Below are 23,607 nucleotides of genomic sequence, written 5' to 3' on the forward strand. Positions count from 1 at the left end.
GCCGTGGGGGCGGACGGATGACCGAGCGGCACGGCGAACCGCGACAGCCCGGATGGTACCCGGACGAAGCGGGAAACATCCGCTGGTGGAACGGCCAGTTCTGGTCGCACACGTCGCAGTCTGCCGTGGTCCGGCAGGCGCAGGCGGCCCAGCTGCCGGGCCGGTCCGCGGAGCCGCCGGCCCCGGAAGCGGCGGGCGACGGCCTGCTGCTCGGCGCCGGAGCGGTCGTCACCGGGCTGGTCGGCGCGGCGGCGGGACTGTACGCGTTCGTCCAGCCGGTGGGCGAGCTCGGCAACTTCGCCGTGTTCCCGCCGGTCGTGCTGGGCATCGTGGCGGTCGGGCTGGGCATCGGGGCGCTGCGACGGCGCCGGCTGCTGCTCGGCGTGGCGGGCGTCGTGGCGGGCACGGCGTCGTTCATGCTGACCGCGCTGCTCATCCTCGTGCTGGCGACGCTGACGTTCTGACGGCGCGGCGGTCGGTAGAGTCCGGCCTGTGGCAGACGACCTCGCCGACTACGAACGACGGTTCCGGCGCAGCGGGCTCCCGTTGTTCATCGAGGACTACAGCGCGAGCGAGGACATCTTCACCAGGGCCGCACCATGGCTGGCACTGGTGTTCCTGGGCGAGATGCTCGGCGCGACCGAGCTGGAGTGGCCGCTGCTGCTCAACGTCGTCGCGGCGCTGGGCGGGCTGGCGATCCTGATCGTCGCGTTCGGTGCTCTGAACCGGATCCGCGGCCGCCGCTTCCTGGAGCTGCCGCGCGAGGTCGGACGGCCCGAGCTGGCGGCGTTCGTGCTGGTCCCGGCGTTGCTGCCGCTGATCTTCGGCGGCCAGTGGCGGCAGTTCGCCGGCATCATCGCCGGCAACTCGCTGTTCCTGCTGCTGGTCTACCTGGTGGTCGGCTACGGACTCATCGCGACGGTGTTGTGGGCGCTCAGCCGCATGGCCGACGAGCTGGCGGCTTCGTTGGGCCGGCTGGTCCGGACGCTGCCGCTGCTGCTGATCTTCTCGCTCGTGCTGTTCGTCAACGCCGAGATGTGGCAGATGTTCGGGAACATGCCGCGGGCGTTCGCCTTCGTGGTGATGGGGTTCCTGTTCGGGCTGGGGCTGGTGTTCTTCGCCGTCCGTGCGCCCGGGCTGGTGCGGCAGCTGGAGGCCGACCTCAACGCGGAGTCCCGGCCGCTGACCAGGCGGCAGCGGGTCAACGTCGGGCTGACGCTGGTGGTGAGCCAGATCCTGCAAGTGTCCGTCGTCAGCGCCGGCGTCGGCGGGTTCTTCGTCGCGTTCGGGCTGTTCGCGGTAACGCCGGAGGTGGGGGAGTCGTGGGCCGGCACCACCGGCGCGTGGAGCCAGGAGATCACCCTGTTCGGCCACGAGACCCTTTTGTCCGAGACGCTGCTGCGCGTGGCCGGTGGGATGGCGGCATTCACGGGGCTCTACTACGCCATCTCCATCCTCACCGACTCCACCTACCGCGACGAGTTCATGGCCGGCGTGACCACCGAGATGCGCGGCGTCTTCACCGCCCGCGCCGAGTACCTGGCGCTGCGCGACTGACCAGGCTCACAGGCCGGCGTCGCCGAGCGCCCAGACGTCGGCCAGCCGCGGCTCGTCGACCGGCACCGGGCCGACGGTCTCGGCGATCGCCAGCAGCTCCGCCTCGGACGCCTGCCCCTGCAGCGTCGCCGTGACCCCGTCGGTGGGCTGCCACGCCAGGAACGCCCCGGCGTCGCCGGCCGGCGGCAAGACCAGCGCCATCGCCCCGGCCACCGCCGTCACGCGGCTGCCGGCCCGGGCGTGCAGCCAGAGCGAGTCGTCCTCGTCGGCGACGGTGAGACGCAGGTCGTCCGGCCCGACGGCGGAGTAGCTGTAGTCGCCGGGGCGATCGATCCGGCCGGTGCCCTGGATGAGCTGCTCGGCGTCGGCGGCCACGGACCAGTCGCCGACGTCGAGCCGGCCGCCGTCGGTCCGCATGGTCTGGATCAGTTCGGCGATCTCGTCGTCGGACAGCTCGTCGCCGCGCACCGCCCAGGTGGCGCCGCCGGACTCCCAGTAGGCCGAGACGAAGCCCTCGGAGCGCTCGACGGTGACCTCCGTGTCGCCGGCGGCGAGCGTCGTGGCAGCTTCGGAGGTCACCATGACGGTGTCGTCGCTGACCCGCAGCACCAGCGCGCTGCGGGTGACGATGTCGCCGTCGACCTGGACGACGAGGACGCTCTGGTCGGCCGGATCCGGGCAGCCGGCGAGCTGCTGGACGGCCGCGGCGTTCTGGGCGGAGGCGTCCTCGGCGAACGCGCGCTCCGGCGCCGGGGCCGCGTCGGGCGACCACAGCAGCCGCAGCACCTCGGGCACGCCGGCCGGCTCCATCACCGGGTCCGGCACCTCGCCGTCGCGGATGTCCGCATAGGTCTCGGGGCACGGGGTGGAGGTGCCGGACGCGGCCGGCTGCGGCCCGGCCGTGCCGCCGTCTCCGCTGATGGCCAGCGCCGACGGGACGGCGACCAGCGCGGCGGCGCCCACGGCCAGGCCGGCACCGGCCAGCCGGCGGCGCAGTCGCAGCTGGCGGGCGCGGCCGCGCAGCCGCTCGATCGGCGCGTACTCGCCGACCGGGACGTCGTTCAGCGCGCGGGCCAGCTCGTCGTCGTGCTCGGTCATGGGGTCTCCTCACGGGTGAGTGCGGTCGCGAGCTGCTGCCGGGCGCGGCTCAGCGTCGACGCGACCGTGCCCCGGGTGATGCCCAGGGCGGCGGCGATCTCGGGCTCGGTGAGGTCGAGGACGTACCGCATCGCGACGATCTGGCGGCTGCGTTCGGGCAGCGCCGCGACCGCCGTCCACAACCCGTCGTCGCGTGGTTCTGCGGCCGGGGTGTGCCGCTGCGGCTCCGCGGCGATGCGCTGCAGGTGCCGGCGCTCGAGCCGGGCGCGCCGCCAGCGCGACCGGACCTCGTTCACCGCCACCTTCAGCAGCCACGTGACCGGCGCGTCCAGCGCCGCTGCGGCCGGCCAGCGGGCCAGCGCCCGGGCGAACGCCTCGGCGGTGGCCTCCTCGGCCAGGTCCCGGTCGCCGACGGCGACGGTCACCGCCCGCAGCACCCTCGGCCGCAGCGCGACGTACCAGTCGGCGAAGTCGTCGTCCATCGTGCTCACACAGTCAACACGCACACGCCGCCGGAAGTGTTGAGTCCCCTCAATAGCCGAGCAGGTACGGGCTGTCGGGGGTGTCCGGATCGGCGTCGGCCGGACGCAGCTCGGTGGCCAGCTCGCAGTCGCCGTCCACGGTGCAGCGGACCAGCGCGGCCTCGGTGCCCTGGACGACGCTGAGCACGATCGACGTGGGCGACTCCCACCTCCTGTGCGCGATCCACTCGAACGCGACCCGCAGCACCTCGTCGCCGGTGCGTGCGTCGCGGAGCACCAGCTCGACGGGCGAGTCGGGCGCGTTCGGCCGGTCGCTCCCGGCGATGTAGCGCCCGTCGGGGGAGAAGGACGGATTCTTGCCGTCCTCGTACAGCCACAGGTCCTCGCCGGTCGCCAGGTCGGCCGCCACGTAGGCGCCGTCGCCGTCGTTGTACACCCCCAGGCCGACGGCCGGCGACATGGCGAGGAGGTCGGCGCCGACGGGCAGCTGGGTGATCGCGTCGTCGCCGACCTCCCAGGCGTGCACGCCCCGTTCCCCGTCGACCTCGGCGTTCAGGGCGAGGCGGCCGTCGGCCAGGAAGCCGGCCGGGCTGGCGTACGGGCTGGCCGACGCGGGCAGTTCGGCCAGGAGCTCACCGCCGGCGTCGGCGACCGAGACCGTGGTGGTGAAGGTCTGCTGCGTGTCGCGGATCACCTCCTCGTTCTGCACCGCCCACGCCAGCCGCTCGCCATCGGCCGAGACCACCGGCGGTTCGACAAGGCCCGTTGCGAGTACGACCTGCTCGCCGTCGTCGCGCACGAGGGTCACCGTCGCGTGGGTCAGATCCGGCTCGCTCTGGGTCACGACGTAGCCGCCGCTGATCCGCTGGATGGTCGCCGGGTTCTCCGGCCTGCCCAGGTACTCGTACGGGGTCGTCGAGTCGCCGAAGTGCAGCGCACCGCCCTCGTACCAGGGCACCTCCGGCGCCGGCCCGATGCCGAGTTCGCCGAGGTCGACCACGCCGCCGCCGGCCGGATCGATGCCGGTGGTCGGGCCGTCGGTGCCGACGACGCCGACCACCAGCGCGGCGGCTGCCATGACCGCGGCCGCCGCCCCGCCGCCCACCGCGACCCGTGCCGTCCGCCGCGAACGACGCCCGCGCCGCATCGCGCCGTCGGCAAAGCCGGGCGGCACCTCCCGAACCGCGTCGTTTACGGCGGCCCTGAGCTGTTCCTCGACGTTCATGTCACGCTCCGTCCAGAGTCGGTTCGAGGGCGAGGTCGCGCAGCTTCGCCAGCGCGCGGTGCGCTTGGCTGCGCACGGTCCCGGTCGAGCAGCCGAGCAGCGCGGCGATCTCGCGCTCGGACAGGTCCTCGTAGTAGCGCAGCACCAGCACGGCCCGCTGCCGCGGCGCCAGCCGTTGCAGCAGCGCCAGGACGTCCATGCGGTCGCCGACGGCCTCGACGGCGTCGGGCGCGGCGCGATCAGGGACGGCGTCGACCGGGTCCTCGCGCAGGACCAGGCGCCGGCGCCAGCGGCTGGCCTGGTCGTTGTAGATGATGCGGCGGACGTAGCCCTCGGGCTCGTCGATCTTGTGCCAGCGCCGGTACAGCTTGGCCAGCGCGCCCTGCACGAGGTCCTCGGCCACGTCCCGGTCGCCGCACAGCGCGTACGCCGTGCGGAGCAGCGCGAGCGACCGTCCGGCCACGAAGCGCCGGAACTCCTCGTCGTCCTGCGAATCCACCGTGCCTCCCGTCATGGGCCCGTCACATCCGAGGACGCGTGGACGGCCCGGAACGCTGCATCGAACCTCCGGGATAGATCGTTACAATGCAACCGGATCGCCTGCACGCCCCGTCCTACAGGGTGAGCGGGCAGTTGCTCGCACCGGCCACGGTCACCCGGGGGGCTCCGCGATGCCTCGTTCCACCCTGTCCTCGTTCTCGCTGCTGCTGGCCCTGGTCGCCGTCGGCGCCGTCGCCACCCAGATGATCGAGGACGACGTCGAGCTGCTGGCCGCTCCGTCGGCGCCGACGTTGACGGCACCGGCGCCGCTGGCCGCCGAACCGCTGCCGCAGGTGCTCAGCGAGGACCGGACGGCGCCGGGCTCGGGCGAGCTGGGGGAGTGGCGCGGCACCACGCTGCGGACCAGCGACCCGGCGCAGTTCCAGGCGGTCAAGGACGCCGACGGCGTGCTGGTGGTGGGCGACTCCATCGCGCGGGCGGCGATCGACGAGCTGACGGCGCGGCTGGCTTCGGCGCACGGGCTGCCGGTCGCCGTCAACGCGCAGCCGGGCCGGCCGACGGCGCCGGCGGTGGACTGGATCGTCGAGAACGCCGCGCTCATCCCCGATCGCGGCGTCGTCGTGGTCGCCGGCGCGAACGACATCTTCGCGCCGCTGGGCTGGTGGCGGCAGGTCGAGCGGGTGCTGGCCGCCGCTGACGGCCGCCCGGTCTACTGGCTCACGGTGCACGTGGATCGCTGGCGCGGCGACGCGGCGCAGCGGGAGGCCGACCTGCAGAACTCGGCCTGGCTCAACGACCAGCTGCGCGCCGTCGCCGCCGAGCACCCGAACCTCGTGGTCGTCGACTGGGCCGGCGCGCTGACCGACGACTGGCTCAGCGACGGCGTGCACCCGTCCGAGGCCGGCGTGCTGGCCTGGTGCGACCTGATCGGGACGGCGCTGGGCCTGACGGCGTCATGAGGCCGCGGCGATCGGGGCCAGCGCGCGGACGTCGTCGGGCGAGGCGAGGTCCTGGACGGCGACGAAGATCGTGCCGACGCCGCGGGCGAACAGCTCGTGGTACCGCTCGGCCGTCTGCTCCGGCGTGGCGGCGTGGTGCTTGCGGGCGTACGCGGCCGCCGTCGCGTTGCCGCGGGCCTGCTCGACCCGCCGCCAGACGTCGTCGCGGTCGCGGCCGACGATCGGCAGGTCGAGGACGGTGACGGCGACGTCGCGGCCGGTGCGGTCGCGATGCTTCTCGAAGACCGCCAGCCGCTCGTCGAAGCCGTCGTCGGTGCGCAGGTTGCAGGCGTCGCCCAGCTCGGCGGCGATGCGCAGCGACCGGTCGCCGGACCCGCCCACGATGATCTCCGGCCGGCCGGCGGGCCGCGGGTAGGACGTCGTCTCCGGCAGCTCGACCCGGGTGCCGGAGTACGCCTTGGTGCCCGACGCCCACAGCGCGCGGATGAGCTCGACGGCGCGTTCCAGCTCGTCCAGCCGCTCCTTCGGGCCGGGGAAGGCCAGCCCGTGCACGTCGTGCTCGCGGGCGAACCAGCCGGCGCCGATGCCGACGAACGCCCGCCCGCCGCTCAGCACGTCCAGCGTGGCGACCGCCTTCGCGATGATGCCGCCCGGACGGAACGTCACCGGCGTGCACAGCGGGCCGAGCCGCAGCCCGGTGCCGAGGCCGGCCAGCATGCCGAGCGTCGTGAACGACTCCGGGATCGGGTCCCAAGCGCGCCCGACCTGCGGGATCTGGATCAGGTGGTCCATCAGCGCCAGGCCCGCGAAGCCCGCCTCGTCGGCGGCCAGCGCGATCTCCTTGAGCCAGCCGGCCGGGTCGTTGCCCCACGGGAAGCGGGAGACCTGCAGGATCACCCGGCGGTCACTCGTCTCCGCGCCGGCTGTCGCCGGGCTCGGTGCGGCTGCTTCGGCGGGCGGGGCGTCGTCGCGGATCGTCACGACGAGGTCCCAGCCCTCGCCGTCCAGCTCGGCCCCGACCTGGCTCGCGCGGCGCAGCTGACCGACCAGAGCCGGCGCCGGGACCGGCCGGTCTCGGGCGGCGTTGCGGGCCCTGCACAGCTCGGCGGGCGTGTCGAACACGACGGCGACGGCGGGCAGCCCGGCGTCGCGGGCGACGGCCAGGTAGCCGCGGCGGCGCTCGGCGTCGAGCCCCAGCGTGTCGACGACGACGGTCAGCCCGCGGCCGGCGCGAGCGGCGACGATCCGGTCCAGCAGCGCGAACGCGTCGTCGGTCGCGTCGAGGTCGTGCCGGCCGCTGCCGACCACGCCGCGCAGGTCGTCGGACGAGACGATCTCCTGCGCCCGGTAGCGGGCCCGCGCCCAGACCGACTTGCCCGCGCCGGAGGCGCCGACCAGCACCACCAGCGCCGGGTCCGGGATCGGCTGCGTCGTCACGGGCTCAGGCTAGCTGGCCCCGCGCGCCCCGTCAGTCGTCGTCGTGCCCGGCGACGCCGCGCTTCCAGTAGCCGGTCCCGTGCGCGTCGACCTCGCCGCGCCGCCAGCTCCGCAGCGGCTTGACGTCGCCCGCCTCGCCGGCCGCGAACAGGAAGGTCCGGCCGGGCCGCGTCACGAGGTCGTCGACGGTCGCGGCGAGCGCCGACCCCGTCGCCGCGCGGACCAGCGGGTGCACCGGCCGCCGGCGGCGCCGTTAGCGCAGGTCGTCGAGGCCGCAGGTGGGCATCGCGATCCAGCCCTCGACGCGGGCCGTCTCGGCCAGTTCCGTCACGACGGCGGCACCGCCGGACCACTCCACGGTCGCGACGGCGGTCTTGTCCGGCTCGGCACTCAGGTCTACCCCGACGGTGCGCATGCTCATCCGCCCAGACAGCTCTCGGCGGGGCGACGTCAGTGGGCAGGGCGGTGTCGAACGGCGGGATGTCCGTCGTGACGTGCCAGACCGAGGTGACGGCCATGCCCTCCGGGATCGGTTCGCCGTCCGCCGCGGCCCGGCTGGCCGCCGCGGCGACCTCGGAGTGGTCGATCTCCAGCCGGAACGTAGTGCCGCTGGTCGGCAGCAGGACCCGGGCCGGCGACTCCATGCCGTCCATCGCCTCGAGGACGGCCGGGTTGTTGGCGAGGTCACTCGACAGCTGCATCCCCAGTCCGGCGGGCGCGGTGAACTCGTACCAGGTCGCGCCGTCGGGCTCGATGCCGTCCAGGGCGGGCTCACCGGCCAGGCGGAGCACCTCGAACGGCTCGATGAGCAGGCCGTCACCCGCGGCGAGGTCGAGGCCGAGCCCTCCGGACCCCGCTGTCGTCGTCATGTCGACCCACGCCGCCCCGCACGTCTCCGCCGACGTCCCGTTCCACATGAGCATGGTGGTGTCGGTCGTGATGAAACGGAGCGACTCGTCCCCGGTCATCTCCCCGTCCGAGAGCAGCCCGGCATCGGGGAACTCGAGGGTCACCTCGACGTAGCGGGCGTCGAGGTCGAACTGGGACGTCTCCTCGACGAGCGTCGCCCGCTCGGGACCGGAGACCACCTCGTCGACCTTCTCGTAGCGACCGCGGGTCGCGGCCAGGAACGTCTCGACGTTCTCCCACGGTACGGCGTCCGCGGCGGTGGCCCCGGGCAGCGTCGCCGAGGCCTGCGCCGTCACGTCGTCGTCGGTGGCGGCGGGCATGGGCGCTCGGCCGCACCCGGTGGCGAGCACCACGAGGACGGCGAGACCGAGCCCGGCACGGGCCGTCACCCGCGGTGTCACGTATGTTCGACGTTCGGCTGTCACGAGGGGACTCTAGCGGCAATCCAGCCGCACTGCGCGCGAGTGCGGGCCGCGCGCCTAGGGCTGGTCGAGGAGGCCGTGCTCGTGGGCGAAGACGACGATCTGGACGCGGTCGCGCAGGGTCAGCTTGCGCAGGATCGCGCCCACGTGCGTCTTCACCGTCGACTCGCTGGCGAAGACCAGGCCGGCGATCTCGGTGTTGGACAGGCCGCGCGCCACCGCGGTGAACACTTCGCGCTCCTTGTCCGTCAGCGACTGGTAAGCGGCCGGCACCGATGAACGGGACCGGAACTGGCCGTCCAGCAGCGTCGCGAGGTCCTGCGGCGCCAGCACCGCGTTGCCCGCGTACACCGTGCGGATCGCGTCGCGCAGCTGCAGGGGAGTGGTGTCCTTGAGCAGGAACCCACTGGCGCCGTACCGGATCGCCGTCGCCGCGCGGTCGTCGAGGTTGAAGGTCGTCAGGACGACGACGCGCACCGGCCGCTCCCGCCGCGCCACCCGGTCGGGCAGGAAGAGCTGCCGGGTCGCCTCGACGCCGTCCATGTCGGGCATCCGGATGTCCATGAGGACGACGTCGGGGGCGAGCTCGTCGACCAGGCGGACGGCCTCGAGCCCGTCGCCGGCCGAGCCGACGACCGTCATGCCGTCCTGGGCGTCGACGATGACGCGGACGCCCTCGCGGAACAGCTCCTGGTCGTCGACCAGGAGCACCCGGATGTCAGCGGTCATGCGCCGCCCGCCCGCACCGGCACCCAGGCGGTCGCGGTGAACGTCGCACCGTCACCCTCGTCGCGGCGGCGGACGTCGAGGCGGCCGCCGACGGACTCCAGCCGGCGGCGCATGCCGTCCAGCCCGGCGCCGCCGGGGGCCGCCGCGAACGGCGACGGCGCGACGACGTTGCGGACTTCGATGCGCAGCTCGCCATCCCAGTGCCGCTCGACCTGGACGGGGGAGTCGCGGCGGCCGTGCTTGATCGCGTTGGTGAGCATCTCCTGCAGGACGCGGAACGCGACGACCTCCAGCTCGGGCGGCAGCGGCCGCGGCGTCCCGATCTCCGTCGACACGACCTCGTGCCCGCTGGCGCGCACGCCGTCGACCAGGGTGTCGAGGCCGGCCGGCTGCGCGGACGGCTGCTGGGTGTCGGCCAGCACCTGCCGGACGTCGCGCAGCGAGGTCCGCGCCGACGTCGCGATCTTCGCCATGGTCTCCTTCATCGCCTGCGGGTCGGTGTCGTCGAGGTACTGGCCTGACTCGGCCTGCGCCAGGATCACCGCCAGCGAGTGTCCCACCACATCGTGCACGTCGTTGGCCAGCCGCGCCTGGTCTTCGCGCAGCCGGGCGATCTCGCGGGCCTGCTCGGTCTCGTGGACGGCGCGCGCGGCGTCCTCCTCGGCGGCCTGCTGCGACTCCTTCGACCGGCGGGCGCGGTCGCCGAACCGCAGCGCCAGCCCGACCAGCCACGGCGCGCCGAGCGTCGCCATCCCCATGACGGCGGCGGTGACCTGCCACGTCGTGCTGAGGTCGCGGATGGTGTCGACGACGCTCGCGTTGCCGGCGAGGTCGGCCAGCCCGCCGAGCCCGCGCGAGTTGACGATGACGGTGATGATCATCGCCGCGACCGGGATCGACAGCGCGCTCAGCCACACCGTCGCCGTGCTGCCCCAGCGCGCCGTACCGAACGCCACCGCGGCGATCGCCACCTGCACGAGCATGAGGTCGACGCCGGCCAGCAGCTGCAGCCCGCACACCGCCCAGACCAGCGCGAGCGCGCCGGCCGGCAGCCGGCGGCTCAGCCCGACGGCGGCGGCCGTGCCGACCGCGACGAAGGCCAGCAGGACCCGCGACTCCGGCACCGACCCCGTCGCCGCCGCCTCGTACAGCCCGATGACCGCGACGACCGCCGCCGCGACGATGTCGGGGACCCAGGCCCGCCAGTCGGAGGTCATGGGCCATGGAACCACGCTGGTCATCCGAGCACGTCGCGGACGAGCAGGTCGAGCAGCTCGGCGTAGGAGACGCCGGCCGCGGCGAACATCTTCGGCACCTGCGACTGCTCGGTGAACCCGGGCATCGTGTTGACCTCGTTGAGCACCGGCCCGTCCGCGGTCAGGAAGAAGTCGATCCGCGCGACACCGGCGCAGCCGAGCGCGTCGAACATCGCGACGGCGGCGTCCTCCAGCCCCTTGCGCTCGGCGTCGGCCAGTTCAGCGGGGACGCGGAAGTCGGCGCCGCCGCCGTACTTGGTGTCGAAGTCGAACAGCCCGTCGACGACGATCTCCAGCGCGGGCGCGACGGTGCGCGTCCCGTCCGGCCGCCCGAGCACGGCGACATCGATCTCGCGGCCGGCGACGACGTCCTCGACGAGGACGCGGCGGCCGAGCGCGAACGCCTCGTCCAGCGCGGGCCCGAGGTCGCCGGCCGCGCTGGCGAGCGAGACGCCCTGGCTCGACCCCGCGGCGACCGGCTTGACGACGACCGGATGGGTCCAGCGGTAGCCGGGCGCCGTCGACGGGGTGAGCAGCAGGCCGGGCGCCGTGGCGATCCCGAGGTCGGCCGCGACCAGCTTCGTCGCCCACTTGTCCATCGCCAGCGCGCCGGCCAGCACGCCGGACCCGACGTACGGCACGCCGGCCAGTTCGCACAGCGCGGCCAGCGTGCCGTCCTCGCCGCGCGGCCCGTGCAGGACGGGGACGGCGACGTCGCAGGTCCGCAGCACCTGGATCGCGTCGGCGACGTCGACGGGGCAGCCGTCGGCGCCGCGCCGCCAGCCGCCGTCGCGGTCGATGGTCAGCCGGACGACGACGTACCCGGCGTCCTCCAGCGCGCCGGCGACGGCGGCCGCCGAGGCCAGCGACACGTCGTGCTCGCAGTTCCGCCCGCCGCCGATCACCGCCACCCGGGCCGCCGTCATCGGATGCTCCGGGGCACTGTCGCGGTGCTTTTGCAATGAGCACCAATAGGCACCGGTGCGTATAGGTGCTCATTGCAAGCGGTCTCCCGGGCGATCCGGCGGCCGATGCCGGTGACGATCTCGTGCTCGATCGTCCCGGCCCAGGCCGCCCAGTCCGCGGTCGTCGGCTCGCCGTCGTCGCCGGGGCCGAACACCGTCGCGATCTCGCCGGGCGGCACCACGTCGTCGCCTAGGTCGATGACCGCCTGGTCCATCGAGAGCAGCCCGACGAGCGGCCGGCGCCGGCCCCTGACCAGCACCTCGGCCCGTCCGGACGCGGAACGTGGCAGTCCGTCGGCGTAGCCGAGCGGCAGCAGCCCCAGGTGCGTCGTGGCGGGCGCCGTCCACGCGTGCCCGTACCCGACCGGCGTCCCGGCGCGGATCCGGCGGACCGAGACGACCGGGGCGGTCAGCGTCAGCGCGGGCCGCAGCCGCACCGTCCGGGACGGGTCGATGCCGGCCAGCCCGGCGCCGATCCGGACCAGCGTGTGGTGCGTGCGCGGGTCGGTGAGCGTGGCGGCGGTCGCGGCGAGGTGCCGGTGCGCGGGCCGCAGCCCGAGCGCGCGCGTGACCTCGACGCCCCAGGCGAACCGGGTCCGGCCGATCGCGTTGGACCTGTCGGCGGGGACGTCCGCGCAGGCCAGGTGCCCCATGACGCCGTCGACGCGGAGCTGGCCGCGCTGCTCGGCGAGCCGGGCCGCGCTGCACAGCCGCGCCCACTCGGCCGGTGGGGCGCCGTCGCGGGCCAGCCCGGTGTCGAGGTGCAGGTGTACGCGAGCGGGCCGCCCGGCGCCCGGCGCCGCCGCGATGACGGCCTCCAGGTGCTCGCGGCTCGGCACGGCCAGGTCGACGCCCGCGGCGACGGCGGCCGCGAAGTCCGCGTCGACCGGGTTCAGCCAGCTCAGGATCGGCGCGCCGATCCCGGCCGCGCGCAGCTCCAGCGCCTCGTCGACGCTGGTGACGCCGAGCCGCGTGGCGCCCGCCGCGAGTGCCGTCCGGGCGACGTCCGCGGCGCCGTGCCCGAACCCGTCCGCCTTGACGACCGCCATCAGGGCCGAGCCGGGCGCGTGGGCCGCGATCGTCCGCGTGTTGGCGGCGACGGCCGCGAGGTCGGCGGTGAGTGTGGGGCGGCTGGTCACGGCGGCGGTCCGCGGGCGCGCGTCGATCGTCGCCGCGCTCATGCCGCCACCAGGTGCGCGCCGATCGGCCCGTAGAGCGCGGCCGGCGCGCCGATCGTCAGCGCCCAGTAGCGGTCGCCGTAGCTCCAGTGCCACCACTCCGTCGGGTAGTTCACCAGCCCGACCGAGCCGAGCACGTCGGCGAGCAGAGCGCGGTACACGCGCGCCTCCGGGCTGACGTTCGTGGCGGCGAAGTAGCAGGCGCCGTCGCTCTGCTCAGGTGTGGCGTCGATCGGGGTGCCGAGGTCCAGCTCCCGCCCGTCGCGGCCGACCAGCGTGAGGTCGACCGCCGCGCCCGCGACGTGCGGCGCGACCCCGACGGGTGCGACGAACCGGCTGGTCAGACGTTCGAGCTCGGCGAGGTCGTGGACGAGGGAGGGGTCGACGGCGGACAGCTCGGCGGCGTAGCGGGCGATGATCGCGCGCTGGTCGGCGATGCTGCGGTGCCCCTCGACCACCCGCAGCTCGACGCCGTCGGGCAGCCGGTCGCGGGCCAGGAGCAGCCGCTGGGCGAGCGACACCCGCACCCGCGCGCGGGCCGAGCCGAACGGTGCGGTGAGCTCGACCAGCGGCTCGCCCTCGTCCTCGACAGGGATCGCGGCGACTCGCGGGTCGGACAGGAGGATCGTCATGTCCATCACGCTAGGAATCGCGGCCGGTACCCGGCCTCCACCTGAGGTGCCGGACCGCTGTCCCCGAGGACGAGATCCCTGGCCCCGAGGTCCGGGGGCTGGTCAAGCCTCCCTGTCCTGGTCGATGCAGGTAGCGTCGGCGATCTCTGGGGGCAGGCGGATGTCGAACGGTCGCTCGTCGGAGACGGGGACGATCCAGGTGACCGTCATGCCGTCACCCTCTGGGATGTCTTCTCCTGCGGCCGCCTCCAGTACATCGGTGAGGTCGATGGTCACCTGCAGCGGCCCGCTGTCTGCCGGCAGCAGGACGTCGGCGATGGTCTCGATGTCCGCCATGGCGGACATGGCGTCCGGTGCGTCGAGGAAGCCGCCCTGCGGGCTGAGCCGAGCCGCCGGGATCGCCACTTCGTAGTGGCTGCCGTCTGGTGAGGTGGCCACGTGGCGTGGCTCGCCGCTCACGTGGTTCAGGACTCCGAGCGGCTCCGCCACCCGGAGGTCGGTCGCCTGGAAAGCCGGTGCGAGCACGGAATCGGACGAGAAGTCGGTCACATCGACCCAGTCCGTCCCACATGCATCGCGGAGGGCTGCGTTCCGCATGATCGTCACCGAGTCCGTGTAGACGAACTGGAGCATGCCGTTGCCGAGGCCGCCGGGCACAGAGTCCTCAGGGACCAGTCCTGCCGGGATGGTGAGGGTACGGTCGAGATAGGAAGCGTCGAGGTCGAACTCGACCGACTCCCGGATGGTGGCCGTGACGCCGCCGACTCTGATCTCAGTGAACTTTCGGTATGAACCGCGACGGGTCGCGAGGTGCGTCGCCACGTCGTCCCACGGCACGACGGACTGCGTCTGTGTGACGGCCGGGGGAGACGTGCTCGACTCGTCGGAAGATGCCTCGCCGTCGGTCGCCGAGTCCTCCTGGCCACTGCCACTGCCACAGGCGCTGGCGGCGACGGCCACTGCGACGAGTGCGGCGAGACCGAGCAGGAGCCGGGCGGATCTGCCCGGTATGCGGCTGATCACCTGGTTTGCGATCACGCGGTGACCTTAGCCTCGATCCACCGACCAGCTTGGTGACGTCGTCTGGTTTCAGGCGAGGTGGTTGTGATCACGTTGGGTGTGAGTGAGTTGCCGGTCTGCCCGGCTTTCCACTGGGGTTCCTTCTCGTGCCGGCGGGGGCTGGTGGTCAGGTGTGTGTCGTGGCGGGCCGGGGGAAGAGGGCGTTGTAGAGCGTGGACCACGCGGTCTGCCAGGGCCAGTTGGTCGGCAGGTGCAGGGTCAGACGCCGGGCGGAGGTGGCGATCCGGGCGGGGACGGTGATGAGTTTGCGGCGGATCGTCGCGGTGGTCGCCCTGGTCAGAGTGGGGGTCTTGGTCAGGGTCGCGGCGGCGCGGGTGAGGTTGAACGCCATGACCGCGCAGACGAGCCAGGCCGCGTTGGCGTTGAACACCCCGGAGGGCAGGTGGGCCAGCGCGGAGGCCTTGAGGTCGGCGTGGACGTTCTCGATGACCGCGTGGGCCCGGTGGGTCTGGTCCGCGGCGACGGTGTCCATCTCGGTGGTGTCGGTGGTGGTGAAGAAGGCGTGGAAGCGCCAGGAATCGAACAACGTGTCCTGGCCTTCGCTGTTGCGGGGGTTGAGATCGGGGATACGGCGGACCACGAGCCGGCCGGGGATCTGGTCGGTCTTGTTCTTGGAGGTGAACGCGGTGAAGGGAACCTCGGCGACCTCGGCACGAGAGTTCCATGTTCTGGTGGTCTCGTCGTAGACGGCGTCGGTGTATTTGATCGTGGTCCAGGCGGTCTCGGCGATGCCGGCGATGGCGCGTTTGACCGCCGGGTCCATCCGCACGGTGATCGAGACGTTCGCGCCGGCCTTCAACGCTGCGGTGACCAGGGCGTGGGAGTAGAACGCCGAGTCCGCCCGGACCAGCACGTCTCGGCCGGCCAGGTGGGTGCGGCGGATCAGGGCGAGGGCGTCGGTGGCCAGACGCGTCGCCCCGCGTGGGGACCCGGCCGAGCCGTTGCGCAGGCGCTGGGCGGCGATCACCGGCGCGAAGGTCTGGCTGGAAACGGTGGCCAGCACGGCGTTCAGGCCCCGCACCCCGGAGTACCCGAACCCCGCGCCCTGCTTCTGATAGCCGTGTACCTCCACGATGGTGTCGTCGATGTCGACCATCACCGTCGCGGTGTCTGCGGTCTCGCCCAGCAGGGCCGTGCGCTGGGTCAGGTTGATCAGAAACCGAGAGGCGATCGCGTCGGCTTGGCGGACATGGCCGAAGGTGAAGGCGCGCAGGAACGAGCCAAGTGTGGAGGGGGCGTAGATGCCGGCGAAGACCTTCCCCATCGCGCCGTGGCGTAGCAGGGCCATGTCGTCGATGCTGTCCGCGCCGGCGGTCATGCCGGCGACCAGGCCCGACAGCTTCAGCCCGGCGTTGGCGCCCTTGTCCGTCGGCACGCTCAGGTGCTCATCGCCCAGCTCGCGCAGCCGTGCCTCGCCGGCCAGGGCCATCGCCGGGACCAGGCCCGCCGACGACACGAGGTTGGGCTCATCGAAGGCCGCCGAGACGACCGGTCGGGTGTGAGAGAGTTGCATCTACGAGATGCCCTTCTTGAGCTGGCGATACGTGCCTTAGACAAGTCGTATCCTCCCAGCTCAGAAGCGCATTCTCACGCTCCCACGCCCTACCACGACACTCCACCTGTCGGTGGATCGAGGCTTAGTGGGGGTGTGCCCGCCGATCCAGCGGGACCGCCTCCGGCGACCACGGCGCAAGACGTTCAAGAACCGGTCACTTGCTGTCATACTCCTCGTCAACCCGCGTGGGAAGCGTGATACGCATGGATGTCTCCCCCCAGCGTCCCCTGTCCCGTCGTCTCTTCGTCGCAGGCCTCGGCGCGACCGCCGCGGCCGTGTCCGCCCCCGGTCTCGTCCGCGTCGACGGCGCTCATGCGGCGCCACCCGGGACCGGCGGCACGTTGCCGGACGGCGTCTTCTCGCTCGGCGTCGCCTCGGGCGACCCGCTGCCGGACGGCGTCGTCCTGTGGACGCGGCTCGCGCCGGACCCGCTCAACGGCGGCGGCCTGCCCGGACGCCCGTACCCCGTCGAGTGGGAGGTCGCCGAGGACGACAACTTCGCCAGCGTCGTCCGCCGCGGCCGGACCGTCGCGCTCCCGCAGCAGGGCCACAGCGTCCACGCCGAGGTCGAGGGTCTCCGGCCGGGCGCCGAGTACGTCTACCGCTTCCGCGCCGGCGGGCAGATCTCGCCAGTCGGCCGCACGAAGACGGCGCCCGCGGGCTCCGTCGCCGCCGTCAGGTTCGCGTTCGCCAGCTGCCAGAACTGGCAGGACGGCTACTTCACCGCCTATCACCACTTGGCCGGTGAGGACCTCGACTTCGTCGCGTTCCTCGGCGACTACATCTACGAGTCCGTGCCGCGCACCACGACCGTCCGCACCCACGAGGGCACCGGCGAGCCGTTCAGCCTGGTCGAGTACCGCAACCGGCACGCCCAGTACCGGTCCGACCCGAACCTTCAGGCCGCGCACGCGAGCTTCCCGTGGATCGTCACCTGGGACGACCACGAGGTCGACAACAACTGGGTGGACGAGATCCCGCAGGACCCCGACCAGCAGAGCCCCGAGGCGTTCCGGGCCCGGCGGCAGGCCGCGTTCCAGGCGTACTACGAGCACATGCCGCTGCGCAGCGGCTCCCGGCCGCGCGGCCTGGACCTGCAGCTGTACCGCCGGCTGCGGTTCGGCGACCTCGTCGACCTGCACGTCGTCGACACCCGGCAGTACCGCTCGGACCAGCCGACGACGCTCGAGCAGGCCGAGACCGCGCCGCTGACGATGACCGGCGACGAGCAGGAGCGCTGGCTCGTCGACGGCCTCACCGACGGCGAGACGCGCTGGAACCTGCTGGCCAACCAGGTGATGTGGGCGCAGAACGACCGCACGGCCGGCGAGGTCGACACGTTCGACTTCGACAACTGGGACGGCTACCGCGTCCAGCGCCGCCGGCTGCTGGAGGTGTTCGGCGGCGGCGCCGTGGACAACCCGGTCGTGCTGACGGGGGACCGGCACTGCACCTGGGTGGCCGACCTGCACCCCGACTTCGACGACCCGTCGTCGCCGGTCGTCGGCGCGGAGCTGACCGGCACGTCGATCTCGTCCGGCGGCAACTCCGACCCGGTCGCGTTCCAGAACACGTACCGGCCGATCGCCGAGGAGAGCCCGCACTGGAAGTACTTCGACAACCAGCGCGGTTACGTCGTCTGCGACGTGACGCCGGAGCGGCTGCTCAGCTCGCTGCGGCTGGTCGACACCGTCTGGCAGGCGGACGGCGCGACGGTGCGGACGGCGGCGGAGTTCCTCGTCGAGGCCGGCCGGCCCGGCGTCACCGTCGAGTTCGAGGAGCCGCGGGCGGCCGAACAGCGGGCGCAGGCGCGGCGCGACGCCGGCCCCGTCTACGACGTCGACGACGTGGACGAGACGGCGGACCTGCAGCGCTGACGCCGCCGCTCCGGTACGGGTCCGGCAGCCGCGCACCCCGGGCGGATGCGCGGCGCCGGCCCCACCTCGTCAGTCGCGCCCGGTGACCGTGGCGACGTCGACCTCGTTGCCCTCCGCGTCGGCGAGGGTCCAGTACGTGGGCCCCTTGTCGCGGACCATGGTGCCGCCGGCGGCGAGGGCCGCCGCGACCCGCGCCTCGGCCAGCTCCGGCGGCACCCAGACGTCGATATGCAGCCGGTTGCGCTGCGGCCGGGGCGCGTCCATGTCCTGGAACCAGATGCCCGGGCCGCGCCAGCGCGGGTCGACGAGGTCCTCGTCCGGGCTGTCGGCGCGCCGCTCGTAGCCGAGCACGGCCGCCCAGAACCGCATGACGTCGGCGCTGACCAGTGCGTCCATGGTGATCTGCACCGTCTGGACCAGGGACACGTCGGCGCCGGCCCCCTGCTCTCGGGCGACCGCGGAGATCCGCCGTGCGAGGTCGAGGTCCCGGTCGGTGAGGCCCTGGTACTCGTCGATGACGGTGATCAGCCGGACGGTGACGGTGCCGGCCTGCAGGTCGAGGTCGGGCTGGTGTGGTCCGGCGTCGTCGACGGCGGCGGCGATGGCCTGGGCGAGCCTGACGCCGTCGCCGAACGAGCCGGTGCGGAACACCGCGCAGGCGCCGTCGGCGACGACCCGCCAGTCGCTGGTGGTCGCGTCCTCGTGGAACGAGCGTGCGGTGATCGGTGTGGCCATCTCACTCTCCGGTGCTGCCGTCGACGGATTCGCGCAGGATGTCGGCGTGGCCGTTGTGCCGCGCGTACTCCTCGATCATGTGGGTGAGGACCCAGCGCACGCTGGGCGCGCGGCCGTCGCGCCAGGGGCGGTCGACGGGCCGGCTCAGCCCGCTGTCGGCCAGCGCCTCGGCGAGGTTCGCCCGGGACCGGCCGACCGCCTCGTCCCAGAGCGCGAACAGCTGCTCCGGCTTGTCGTCGGCGGCGGAGTGCCAGTCCCAGTCGTAGTCGGCGGCCCAGTCGACGGTGTTCCAGGGCGCGCTGCGCTCGCGGCCGAGCAGCCGGAACGTGAACCAGTCGTCCTCGACGTAGGCGAGGTGCTTGATCAGACCGCCGAGCGTCATGGTCGAGGCGCCGACGGTGGCGGTCAGCCCGGAGCCGTCCAGGCCGCGGCACTTCCACGCGAGCGTGGCGCGCTGGTAGTCGAGGAACCCGGCCAGCGTCCGCAGCTCGTCGCCGTCGATCGGCGGTTCCGGCCGGCCGTGCTCGTCGGTGTCGGTCACTTGGCCGCGGCCTCGTTGATGAGGCGGCCGAGGTCGTCGGGACGGCTGAACTGCGGCCAGTGCCCGGTCGGCAGGTCGACGTACTCGACGTCGTGGAGCTTGGTGAACTCCTGCACGGGCGGCTCGCCGCCGTCGATCCAGTCGCGCAGCTCGGCGGCGGAGAACTCCGGGCAGATGACGGTGACCGGGACGTCGAAGCGGCGCTCGTCGGTGAGCCGGATCGGGTCGGTGGTGGCCCGCTCGGGCGACGGGATCGCGCGGGCGCGGAAGTCCGCACGGGCCGCGTCGTCGAGGTCCTTGAGGTCGGTCTCGCCGAGGTCCTCCCAGCTGGGCAGTGGGATCTCGCCGTTCTCGGCCGCGAACCGGCCGAGCGGCTCGCCGTCCGTCGCCGGGAATCCGCCGATGTAGACGGTGCGGGCGACGCGGTCCGGCCGCGCGTCGGCGGCGGCGTAGGCCAGCGCGGAGCCGAGCGAGTGCCCCACGACCAGCACCTTCCCCTCGCCCGCCGGCACCGCGTCGACCGCCGCCACGACCGCGTCGATGTGATCCTGCAACGTGACGGCCGAGCGGTCGGCGTCTCTGGACTCCAGGCCGGGGAGGGTCAGCGGGTGCGCCGTGTGGCCGGCCCGTTCGAGGACGGGGATCACCCGGTCCCACGAGGTGGCGTCGAGCCAGAGGCCGGGGATCAGAACGATGTGCATGGTGTTCGCCCTCTCGGGTTCGGTATGATCCAGATCTACGGATCAATCCAACCTAGTGGAACGGACCGGAAATGTCGATCGATCGGCCGATGCCCGACTACGACCTGGACGACCAGGCCGTCGTCACGGCGCCGGCCCAGCTGCGCGCGATGTCCGACCCGCTGCGATCGACCATCCTCGAACTGGTCCTCGAACGCGCTGCGACGGTCACCGAGCTGGCCGCCGCGGTCGGCCGCCCCAAATCGACCGTCGCCCACCACGTGGGTGTGCTGGTCGACGCCGGCATGCTGCGGGTCGTCCGGACCCGGCGCGTCCGGGCCATCGACGAGCGCTACTACGGCCGGACGGCGCGGCTGTTCCGCATCGGCAAGATCGACCATCCGGTGATCTGGGAGAACGACCTCTCTGTCGCCGCGGCCGAGGCGCGGGCCGCGTACGAGGCCGACGTGATGATGAGCATCCACCGCCACGCGCGGATTCCGCGGGAGCGTGGCATGGAGTTCTGGGAGAAGGTGCTGGAGCTGGTCCGCGAGTTCAGCACCATCCCGCGCTCCGGCGACACCGTCTTCGGCTTCGTCGCCGGGTTGTATCCGACGGATCATCCCGCGCTGCCGGATCCTGACCCCGCGGAGTGAGCGTTGGGTTTGCCGAGTTGGCCGTCCCCCTGCTGCCCATGGTCTTAGCCTCGATCCACCGACAGGTGGAGTGTCGTGGTAGGGCGTGGGAGCGTGAGAATGCCCTTCTGAGCTGGGAGGATACGACTTGTCTAAGGCACGTATCGCCAGCTCAAGAAGGGCATCTCGTAGATGCAACTCTCTCACACCCGACCGGTCGTCTCGGCGGCCTTCGATGAGCCCAACCTCGTGTCGTCGGCGGGCCTGGTCCCGGCGATGGCCCTGGCCGGCGAGGCACGGCTGCGCGAGCTGGGCGATGAGCACCTGAGCGTGCCGACGGACAAGGGCGCCAACGCCGGGCTGAAGCTGTCGGGCCTGGTCGCCGGCATGACCGCCGGCGCGGACAGCATCGACGACATGGCCCTGCTACGCCACGGCGCGATGGGGAAGGTCTTCGCCGGCATCTACGCCCCCTCCACACTTGGCTCGTTCCTGCGCGCCTTCACCTTCGGCCATGTCCGCCAAGCCGACGCGATCGCCTCTCGGTTTCTGATCAACCTGACCCAGCGCACGGCCCTGCTGGGCGAGACCGCAGACACCGCGACGGTGATGGTCGACATCGACGACACCATCGTGGAGGTACACGGCTATCAGAAGCAGGGCGCGGGGTTCGGGTACTCCGGGGTGCGGGGCCTGAACGCCGTGCTGGCCACCGTTTCCAGCCAGACCTTCGCGCCGGTGATCGCCGCCCAGCGCCTGCGCAACGGCTCGGCCGGGTCCCCACGCGGGGCGACGCGTCTGGCCACCGACGCCCTCGCCCTGATCCGCCGCACCCACCTGGCCGGCCGAGACGTGCTGGTCCGGGCGGACTCGGCGTTCTACTCCCACGCCCTGGTCACCGCAGCGTTGAAGGCCGGCGCGAACGTCTCGATCACCGTGCGGATGGACCCGGCGGTCAAACGCGCCATCGCCGGCATCGCCGAGACCGCCTGGACCACGATCAAATACACCGACGCCGTCTACGACGAGACCACCAGAACATGGAACTCTCGTGCCGAGGTCGCCGAGGTTCCCTTCACCGCGTTCACCTCCAAGAACAAGACCGACCAGGTCCCCGGCCGGCTCGTGGTCCGCCGTATCCCCGATCTCAACCCCCGCAACAGCGAAGGCCAGGACACGTTGTTCGATTCCTGGCGCTTCCACGCCTTCTTCACCACCACCGACACCACCGAGATGGACACCGTCGCCGCGGACCAGACCCACCGGGCCCACGCGGTCATCGAGAACGTCCACGCCGACCTCAAGGCCTCCGCGCTGGCCCACCTGCCCTCCGGGGTGTTCAACGCCAACGCGGCCTGGCTCGTCTGCGCGGTCATGGCGTTCAACCTCACCCGCGCCGCCGCGACCCTGACCAAGACCCCCACTCTGACCAGGGCGACCACCGCGACGATCCGCCGCAAACTCATCACCGTCCCCGCCCGGATCGCCACCTCCGCCCGGCGTCTGACCCTGCACCTGCCGACCAACTGGCCCTGGCAGACCGCGTGGTCCACGCTCTACAACGCCCTCTTCCCCCGGCCCGCCACGACACACACCTGACCACCAGCCCCCGCCGGCACGAGAAGGAACCCCAGTGGAAAGCCGGGCAGACCGGCAACTCACTCACACCCAACGTGATCACAACCACCTCGCCTGAAACCAGACGACGTCACCAAGCTGGTCGGTGGATCGAGGCTTAGCCGCGAGGGTGCGCCTCAAGTCCGCGCTGGGCTGCCCCGAGCTTTCCGGACCGCTTCGTTTGCGGTCTCTTATGCTGCGAGCTGGCCATTCAGGTGTTCGTTGCGGACTTCGTGCGGGGTCCGGTAGCCGAGCCCTGAATGGATTCGTCTGCGATTGTAGAAGAGTTCGATGTAGTTCGCAACATCCTCGCGGGCTTTCTTCCGTGTCGGGTACACGGTGCGGTAGACGCGCTCGACCTTCAACATGGAATTGAACGATTCGGCCAGAGCGTTGTCGTAGCAAATGCCGGTCCTGCCGAGCGAAGCGCGCATCCCGAGCTGCTTGATCTTCGCTGAGAAGTCAGTCGATGTGTACTGCGTCCCGCGATCTGAGTGAAGGATGCAGCGGTCGGCGAGATCGTGATTCCTGGCGGCCATGTCGAGCGCGTCGGTGACGAGTTCGGTGCGCATGTGGTCGGCGAGTGCGTACCCGATGACTTCTTTGTTGAAGCAGTCGATCACGGTCGCCAGGTACAGCCATCCCTCCCAGGTGTGGATGTAGGTGATGTCGCCGACCAGCTTCGTTCCCGGCGCGTCGGCGGTGAAGTCGCGGCGCACCAGGTCTGGGGTGGCCGGCCGGTCGTCGCCCTGGATAGTGGTGATCTTGTACGGGCGCGGCTGGCACGGCACCAGGCCCAGCTCACGCATCAGGTCACGGACCAGCTCGGGCCCGGCCTGCTCGCCGCCGCGGAGCAGCTCGGCGTGGATGCGCCGGTACCCGTAGGTGCGGTCGTTGTGGTCGAACAACGCCTCGATCTTGAGCTTCAACTCCTCACGCCGCCGCGTGGTCGCCGACGGTGGCCGGTCCCGCCAGTCGTAGTAGCCGGACCTGGACACACCCAGCCAGGTGAACATCTGCTTGAGAGACGGAGCGTCGTTGACATTGTCGGCGCTATTGTGCGCGTACTCGGCGGCGATGAACTCGTACTTCTCGCTCACCGCTGCTCCTTCGCGAAGTACGCGGCAGCTTTTTTCAGGAACGCGAGCTCCATCTCCTGGTCTCGCGTCCGCCGTCGCAGTTCGGCCAACTCCGCACGTTCGGACAACCCCAGCGGCGGCTCGTCGCCGACGTGGTCCTCTCGGTACTTCTTCACCCAATTGCCGAGAGTGGTCTCACCCACGCCGATCTCACGCGCCACATCGGCAATACGACGGTCATTCTCGACCACCAGTCGAGCAGCCTCTTCGCGGAACTCAGGCGTGAATGTTGCCTTCTTCCTCGCCACGAACACTTCTCCTTTCCGGATCGGACCTTATGAGGTCCGCAGTCCGGAAAGTGGGAGGCACGCCACGCCTCTGCTGTTCATTGTTCGCGGTGGTTGGGGGCTTGGACTTGACCCGCACCCTCGCGGTCTAAGTACTGGCAGCTATCAGGG

The 23,607-nt window shown here is 72.2% G+C and carries 24 protein-coding genes and 1 pseudogene; 7 read left to right on the forward strand and 18 right to left on the reverse strand.

All coding sequences use genetic code 11. The features are described 5' to 3' along the window. Nucleotides 1-17: 17 nt before the first annotated feature. Complete coding sequence (locus BLV05_RS18525) at nucleotides 18-464, forward strand: DUF2510 domain-containing protein (RefSeq protein ID WP_046772356.1); 447 nt, start codon at nucleotides 18-20, stop codon at nucleotides 462-464. A gap of 28 nt (nucleotides 465-492) precedes the next feature. After that, nucleotides 493-1,557: a hypothetical protein gene (locus BLV05_RS18530; protein WP_046772357.1), complete on the forward strand. Its 1,065-nt coding sequence runs from the start codon at nucleotides 493-495 to the stop codon at nucleotides 1,555-1,557. Nucleotides 1,558-1,563: 6 nt separating this feature from the next. Here BLV05_RS18530 and BLV05_RS18535 read toward each other — a convergent pair whose 3' ends face one another. Genes BLV05_RS18535 through BLV05_RS18550 form a run of 4 tightly spaced genes read right to left on the reverse strand, consistent with a single transcriptional unit; the run spans nucleotide 1,564 to nucleotide 4,861 of the window. After that, nucleotides 1,564-2,655 (reverse strand): hypothetical protein, encoded by a 1,092-nt coding sequence (locus tag BLV05_RS18535; RefSeq protein WP_046772358.1) that lies wholly within the window; start codon nucleotides 2,653-2,655, stop codon nucleotides 1,564-1,566. Then, nucleotides 2,652-3,137, reverse strand: coding sequence for an RNA polymerase sigma factor (locus tag BLV05_RS18540; protein ID WP_046772359.1), 486 nt, complete (start codon nucleotides 3,135-3,137; stop codon nucleotides 2,652-2,654). The genes BLV05_RS18535 and BLV05_RS18540 overlap by 4 nt, the downstream gene beginning before the upstream one ends. A 49-nt stretch (nucleotides 3,138-3,186) precedes the next feature. Continuing rightward, nucleotides 3,187-4,362 (reverse strand): TolB-like translocation protein, encoded by a 1,176-nt coding sequence (locus BLV05_RS18545; RefSeq protein WP_046772360.1) that lies wholly within the window; start codon nucleotides 4,360-4,362, stop codon nucleotides 3,187-3,189. A 1-nt stretch (nucleotide 4,363) separates the two neighbouring features. Beyond that, on the reverse strand, nucleotides 4,364-4,861 hold the full coding sequence (locus BLV05_RS18550) for a SigE family RNA polymerase sigma factor (RefSeq protein WP_046772361.1): 498 nt from the start codon (nucleotides 4,859-4,861) through the stop codon (nucleotides 4,364-4,366). A 172-nt stretch (nucleotides 4,862-5,033) separates the two neighbouring features. Here BLV05_RS18550 and BLV05_RS18555 point away from each other — a divergent pair, with 172 nt between their 5' ends. Beyond that, nucleotides 5,034-5,822, forward strand: coding sequence for a GDSL-type esterase/lipase family protein (locus BLV05_RS18555; RefSeq protein WP_046772362.1), 789 nt, complete (start codon nucleotides 5,034-5,036; stop codon nucleotides 5,820-5,822). On the opposite strand, the gene BLV05_RS18560 is transcribed toward BLV05_RS18555, so the two are convergent. The 3 genes and pseudogenes from BLV05_RS18560 to BLV05_RS38660 all read right to left on the reverse strand — a co-directional run bounded on the left by BLV05_RS18560 (nucleotide 5,817) and on the right by BLV05_RS38660 (nucleotide 7,680). Further along, nucleotides 5,817-7,259 (reverse strand): LLM class flavin-dependent oxidoreductase, encoded by a 1,443-nt coding sequence (locus BLV05_RS18560; protein WP_046772363.1) that lies wholly within the window; start codon nucleotides 7,257-7,259, stop codon nucleotides 5,817-5,819. The genes BLV05_RS18555 and BLV05_RS18560 overlap by 6 nt on opposite strands. Before the next feature lie 31 nt (nucleotides 7,260-7,290). After that, nucleotides 7,291-7,485, reverse strand: a pseudogene (locus tag BLV05_RS38655) (SIP domain-containing protein); the annotation flags it as partial. 27 nt (nucleotides 7,486-7,512) lie between these two features. Continuing rightward, nucleotides 7,513-7,680: a hypothetical protein gene (locus BLV05_RS38660; protein WP_157524271.1), complete on the reverse strand. Its 168-nt coding sequence runs from the start codon at nucleotides 7,678-7,680 to the stop codon at nucleotides 7,513-7,515. A 95-nt stretch (nucleotides 7,681-7,775) separates the two neighbouring features. On the opposite strand from BLV05_RS38660, the gene BLV05_RS38665 reads away from it, so the two are divergent. Next, nucleotides 7,776-8,282 carry a hypothetical protein gene (locus tag BLV05_RS38665; RefSeq protein ID WP_152691079.1) on the forward strand — a complete coding sequence of 169 codons (507 nt, stop codon included), beginning with the start codon at nucleotides 7,776-7,778 and terminating at the stop codon, nucleotides 8,280-8,282. 365 nt (nucleotides 8,283-8,647) lie between these two features. Here the strand turns inward: BLV05_RS38665 and BLV05_RS18575 are convergent, their stop codons facing one another. From BLV05_RS18575 to BLV05_RS18605, 7 genes are all read right to left on the reverse strand, one after another. Then, complete coding sequence (locus tag BLV05_RS18575) at nucleotides 8,648-9,319, reverse strand: response regulator (RefSeq protein ID WP_046772366.1); 672 nt, start codon at nucleotides 9,317-9,319, stop codon at nucleotides 8,648-8,650. Continuing rightward, nucleotides 9,316-10,536 carry a sensor histidine kinase gene (locus tag BLV05_RS18580; protein WP_046772367.1) on the reverse strand — a complete coding sequence of 407 codons (1,221 nt, stop codon included), beginning with the start codon at nucleotides 10,534-10,536 and terminating at the stop codon, nucleotides 9,316-9,318. Before BLV05_RS18580 ends, BLV05_RS18575 begins: the two co-directional genes overlap by 4 nt. Before the next feature lie 20 nt (nucleotides 10,537-10,556). Beyond that, a complete protein-coding gene (locus tag BLV05_RS18585) occupies nucleotides 10,557-11,501 on the reverse strand; it encodes a D-alanine--D-alanine ligase family protein (protein ID WP_046772368.1) in 945 nt (314 codons plus the stop codon). Then, on the reverse strand, nucleotides 11,498-12,721 hold the full coding sequence (gene alr, locus BLV05_RS18590) for an alanine racemase (protein WP_046772369.1): 1,224 nt from the start codon (nucleotides 12,719-12,721) through the stop codon (nucleotides 11,498-11,500). Before alr ends, BLV05_RS18585 begins: the two co-directional genes overlap by 4 nt. Then, nucleotides 12,718-13,350, reverse strand: coding sequence for a M15 family metallopeptidase (locus BLV05_RS18595; RefSeq protein WP_082155783.1), 633 nt, complete (start codon nucleotides 13,348-13,350; stop codon nucleotides 12,718-12,720). The genes alr and BLV05_RS18595 overlap by 4 nt, the downstream gene beginning before the upstream one ends. A 102-nt stretch (nucleotides 13,351-13,452) precedes the next feature. Beyond that, nucleotides 13,453-14,388, reverse strand: coding sequence for a hypothetical protein (locus tag BLV05_RS18600; RefSeq protein WP_046772371.1), 936 nt, complete (start codon nucleotides 14,386-14,388; stop codon nucleotides 13,453-13,455). A 148-nt stretch (nucleotides 14,389-14,536) separates the two neighbouring features. Continuing rightward, on the reverse strand, nucleotides 14,537-15,943 hold the full coding sequence (locus BLV05_RS18605) for an IS1380 family transposase (RefSeq protein ID WP_083421331.1): 1,407 nt from the start codon (nucleotides 15,941-15,943) through the stop codon (nucleotides 14,537-14,539). A 245-nt stretch (nucleotides 15,944-16,188) separates the two neighbouring features. Between BLV05_RS18605 and BLV05_RS18610 the strand changes: the two genes are divergently transcribed. Continuing rightward, on the forward strand, nucleotides 16,189-17,862 hold the full coding sequence (locus BLV05_RS18610) for an alkaline phosphatase D family protein (protein WP_082155884.1): 1,674 nt from the start codon (nucleotides 16,189-16,191) through the stop codon (nucleotides 17,860-17,862). A 69-nt stretch (nucleotides 17,863-17,931) separates the two neighbouring features. Here BLV05_RS18610 and BLV05_RS18615 read toward each other — a convergent pair whose 3' ends face one another. From BLV05_RS18615 to BLV05_RS18625, 3 genes are read right to left on the reverse strand one after another with little or no spacing between them, the layout of a single operon-like run. Continuing rightward, on the reverse strand, nucleotides 17,932-18,597 hold the full coding sequence (locus BLV05_RS18615) for a VOC family protein (protein ID WP_046773121.1): 666 nt from the start codon (nucleotides 18,595-18,597) through the stop codon (nucleotides 17,932-17,934). Between the two features lies 1 nt (nucleotide 18,598). Further along, nucleotides 18,599-19,138, reverse strand: coding sequence for a DinB family protein (locus BLV05_RS18620; protein WP_046773120.1), 540 nt, complete (start codon nucleotides 19,136-19,138; stop codon nucleotides 18,599-18,601). Next, nucleotides 19,135-19,839 carry an alpha/beta fold hydrolase gene (locus BLV05_RS18625; RefSeq protein ID WP_046773119.1) on the reverse strand — a complete coding sequence of 235 codons (705 nt, stop codon included), beginning with the start codon at nucleotides 19,837-19,839 and terminating at the stop codon, nucleotides 19,135-19,137. The genes BLV05_RS18620 and BLV05_RS18625 overlap by 4 nt, the downstream gene beginning before the upstream one ends. A gap of 71 nt (nucleotides 19,840-19,910) precedes the next feature. On the opposite strand from BLV05_RS18625, the gene BLV05_RS18630 reads away from it, so the two are divergent. Together BLV05_RS18630 and BLV05_RS18635 are read left to right on the forward strand one after the other, a co-directional pair. Beyond that, nucleotides 19,911-20,474 (forward strand): ArsR/SmtB family transcription factor, encoded by a 564-nt coding sequence (locus BLV05_RS18630; protein WP_046773118.1) that lies wholly within the window; start codon nucleotides 19,911-19,913, stop codon nucleotides 20,472-20,474. 171 nt (nucleotides 20,475-20,645) lie between these two features. Next, complete coding sequence (locus BLV05_RS18635; RefSeq protein ID WP_083421320.1) at nucleotides 20,646-22,052, forward strand: IS1380 family transposase; 1,407 nt, start codon at nucleotides 20,646-20,648, stop codon at nucleotides 22,050-22,052. Between the two features lie 209 nt (nucleotides 22,053-22,261). Here BLV05_RS18635 and BLV05_RS18640 read toward each other — a convergent pair. Beyond that, nucleotides 22,262-23,457 (reverse strand): IS3 family transposase gene (locus BLV05_RS18640; protein ID WP_407929292.1). Its coding sequence is split into 2 segments (ribosomal slippage): nucleotides 22,262-23,196 and nucleotides 23,196-23,457, totalling 1,197 coding nucleotides; the frame shifts between segments, so codons are not numbered across the junction. Nucleotides 23,458-23,607: the final 150 nt, after the last annotated feature.

It is taken from the genome of Jiangella alkaliphila (genome assembly GCF_900105925.1).
Taxonomy (GTDB): Bacteria; Actinomycetota; Actinomycetes; order Jiangellales; family Jiangellaceae; genus Jiangella; species Jiangella alkaliphila.

Excerpts from the sequence above, each read along its gene's own strand:
- BLV05_RS18525 (WP_046772356.1), top strand. The coding sequence starts at position 18 with ATGACCGAGCGGCACGGCGAACCGCGACAGCCCGGATGGTACCCGGAC.
- BLV05_RS18535 (WP_046772358.1), bottom strand. The coding sequence starts at position 2,655 with ATGACCGAGCACGACGACGAGCTGGCCCGCGCGCTGAACGACGTCCCG.
- BLV05_RS18540 (WP_046772359.1), bottom strand. The coding sequence starts at position 3,137 with ATGGACGACGACTTCGCCGACTGGTACGTCGCGCTGCGGCCGAGGGTG.
- BLV05_RS18545 (WP_046772360.1), bottom strand. The coding sequence starts at position 4,362 with ATGAACGTCGAGGAACAGCTCAGGGCCGCCGTAAACGACGCGGTTCGG.
- BLV05_RS18555 (WP_046772362.1), top strand. The coding sequence starts at position 5,034 with ATGCCTCGTTCCACCCTGTCCTCGTTCTCGCTGCTGCTGGCCCTGGTC.
- BLV05_RS38660 (WP_157524271.1), bottom strand. The coding sequence starts at position 7,680 with ATGAGCATGCGCACCGTCGGGGTAGACCTGAGTGCCGAGCCGGACAAG.
- BLV05_RS38665 (WP_152691079.1), top strand. The coding sequence starts at position 7,776 with ATGCCCTCCGGGATCGGTTCGCCGTCCGCCGCGGCCCGGCTGGCCGCC.
- BLV05_RS18575 (WP_046772366.1), bottom strand. The coding sequence starts at position 9,319 with ATGACCGCTGACATCCGGGTGCTCCTGGTCGACGACCAGGAGCTGTTC.
- BLV05_RS18580 (WP_046772367.1), bottom strand. The coding sequence starts at position 10,536 with ATGACCTCCGACTGGCGGGCCTGGGTCCCCGACATCGTCGCGGCGGCG.
- BLV05_RS18585 (WP_046772368.1), bottom strand. The coding sequence starts at position 11,501 with ATGACGGCGGCCCGGGTGGCGGTGATCGGCGGCGGGCGGAACTGCGAG.
- alr (WP_046772369.1), bottom strand. The coding sequence starts at position 12,721 with ATGAGCGCGGCGACGATCGACGCGCGCCCGCGGACCGCCGCCGTGACC.
- BLV05_RS18595 (WP_082155783.1), bottom strand. The coding sequence starts at position 13,350 with ATGACGATCCTCCTGTCCGACCCGCGAGTCGCCGCGATCCCTGTCGAG.
- BLV05_RS18605 (WP_083421331.1), bottom strand. The coding sequence starts at position 15,943 with ATGCAACTCTCTCACACCCGACCGGTCGTCTCGGCGGCCTTCGATGAG.
- BLV05_RS18610 (WP_082155884.1), top strand. The coding sequence starts at position 16,189 with ATGGATGTCTCCCCCCAGCGTCCCCTGTCCCGTCGTCTCTTCGTCGCA.
- BLV05_RS18615 (WP_046773121.1), bottom strand. The coding sequence starts at position 18,597 with ATGGCCACACCGATCACCGCACGCTCGTTCCACGAGGACGCGACCACC.
- BLV05_RS18625 (WP_046773119.1), bottom strand. The coding sequence starts at position 19,839 with ATGCACATCGTTCTGATCCCCGGCCTCTGGCTCGACGCCACCTCGTGG.
- BLV05_RS18630 (WP_046773118.1), top strand. The coding sequence starts at position 19,911 with ATGTCGATCGATCGGCCGATGCCCGACTACGACCTGGACGACCAGGCC.
- BLV05_RS18635 (WP_083421320.1), top strand. The coding sequence starts at position 20,646 with ATGCAACTCTCTCACACCCGACCGGTCGTCTCGGCGGCCTTCGATGAG.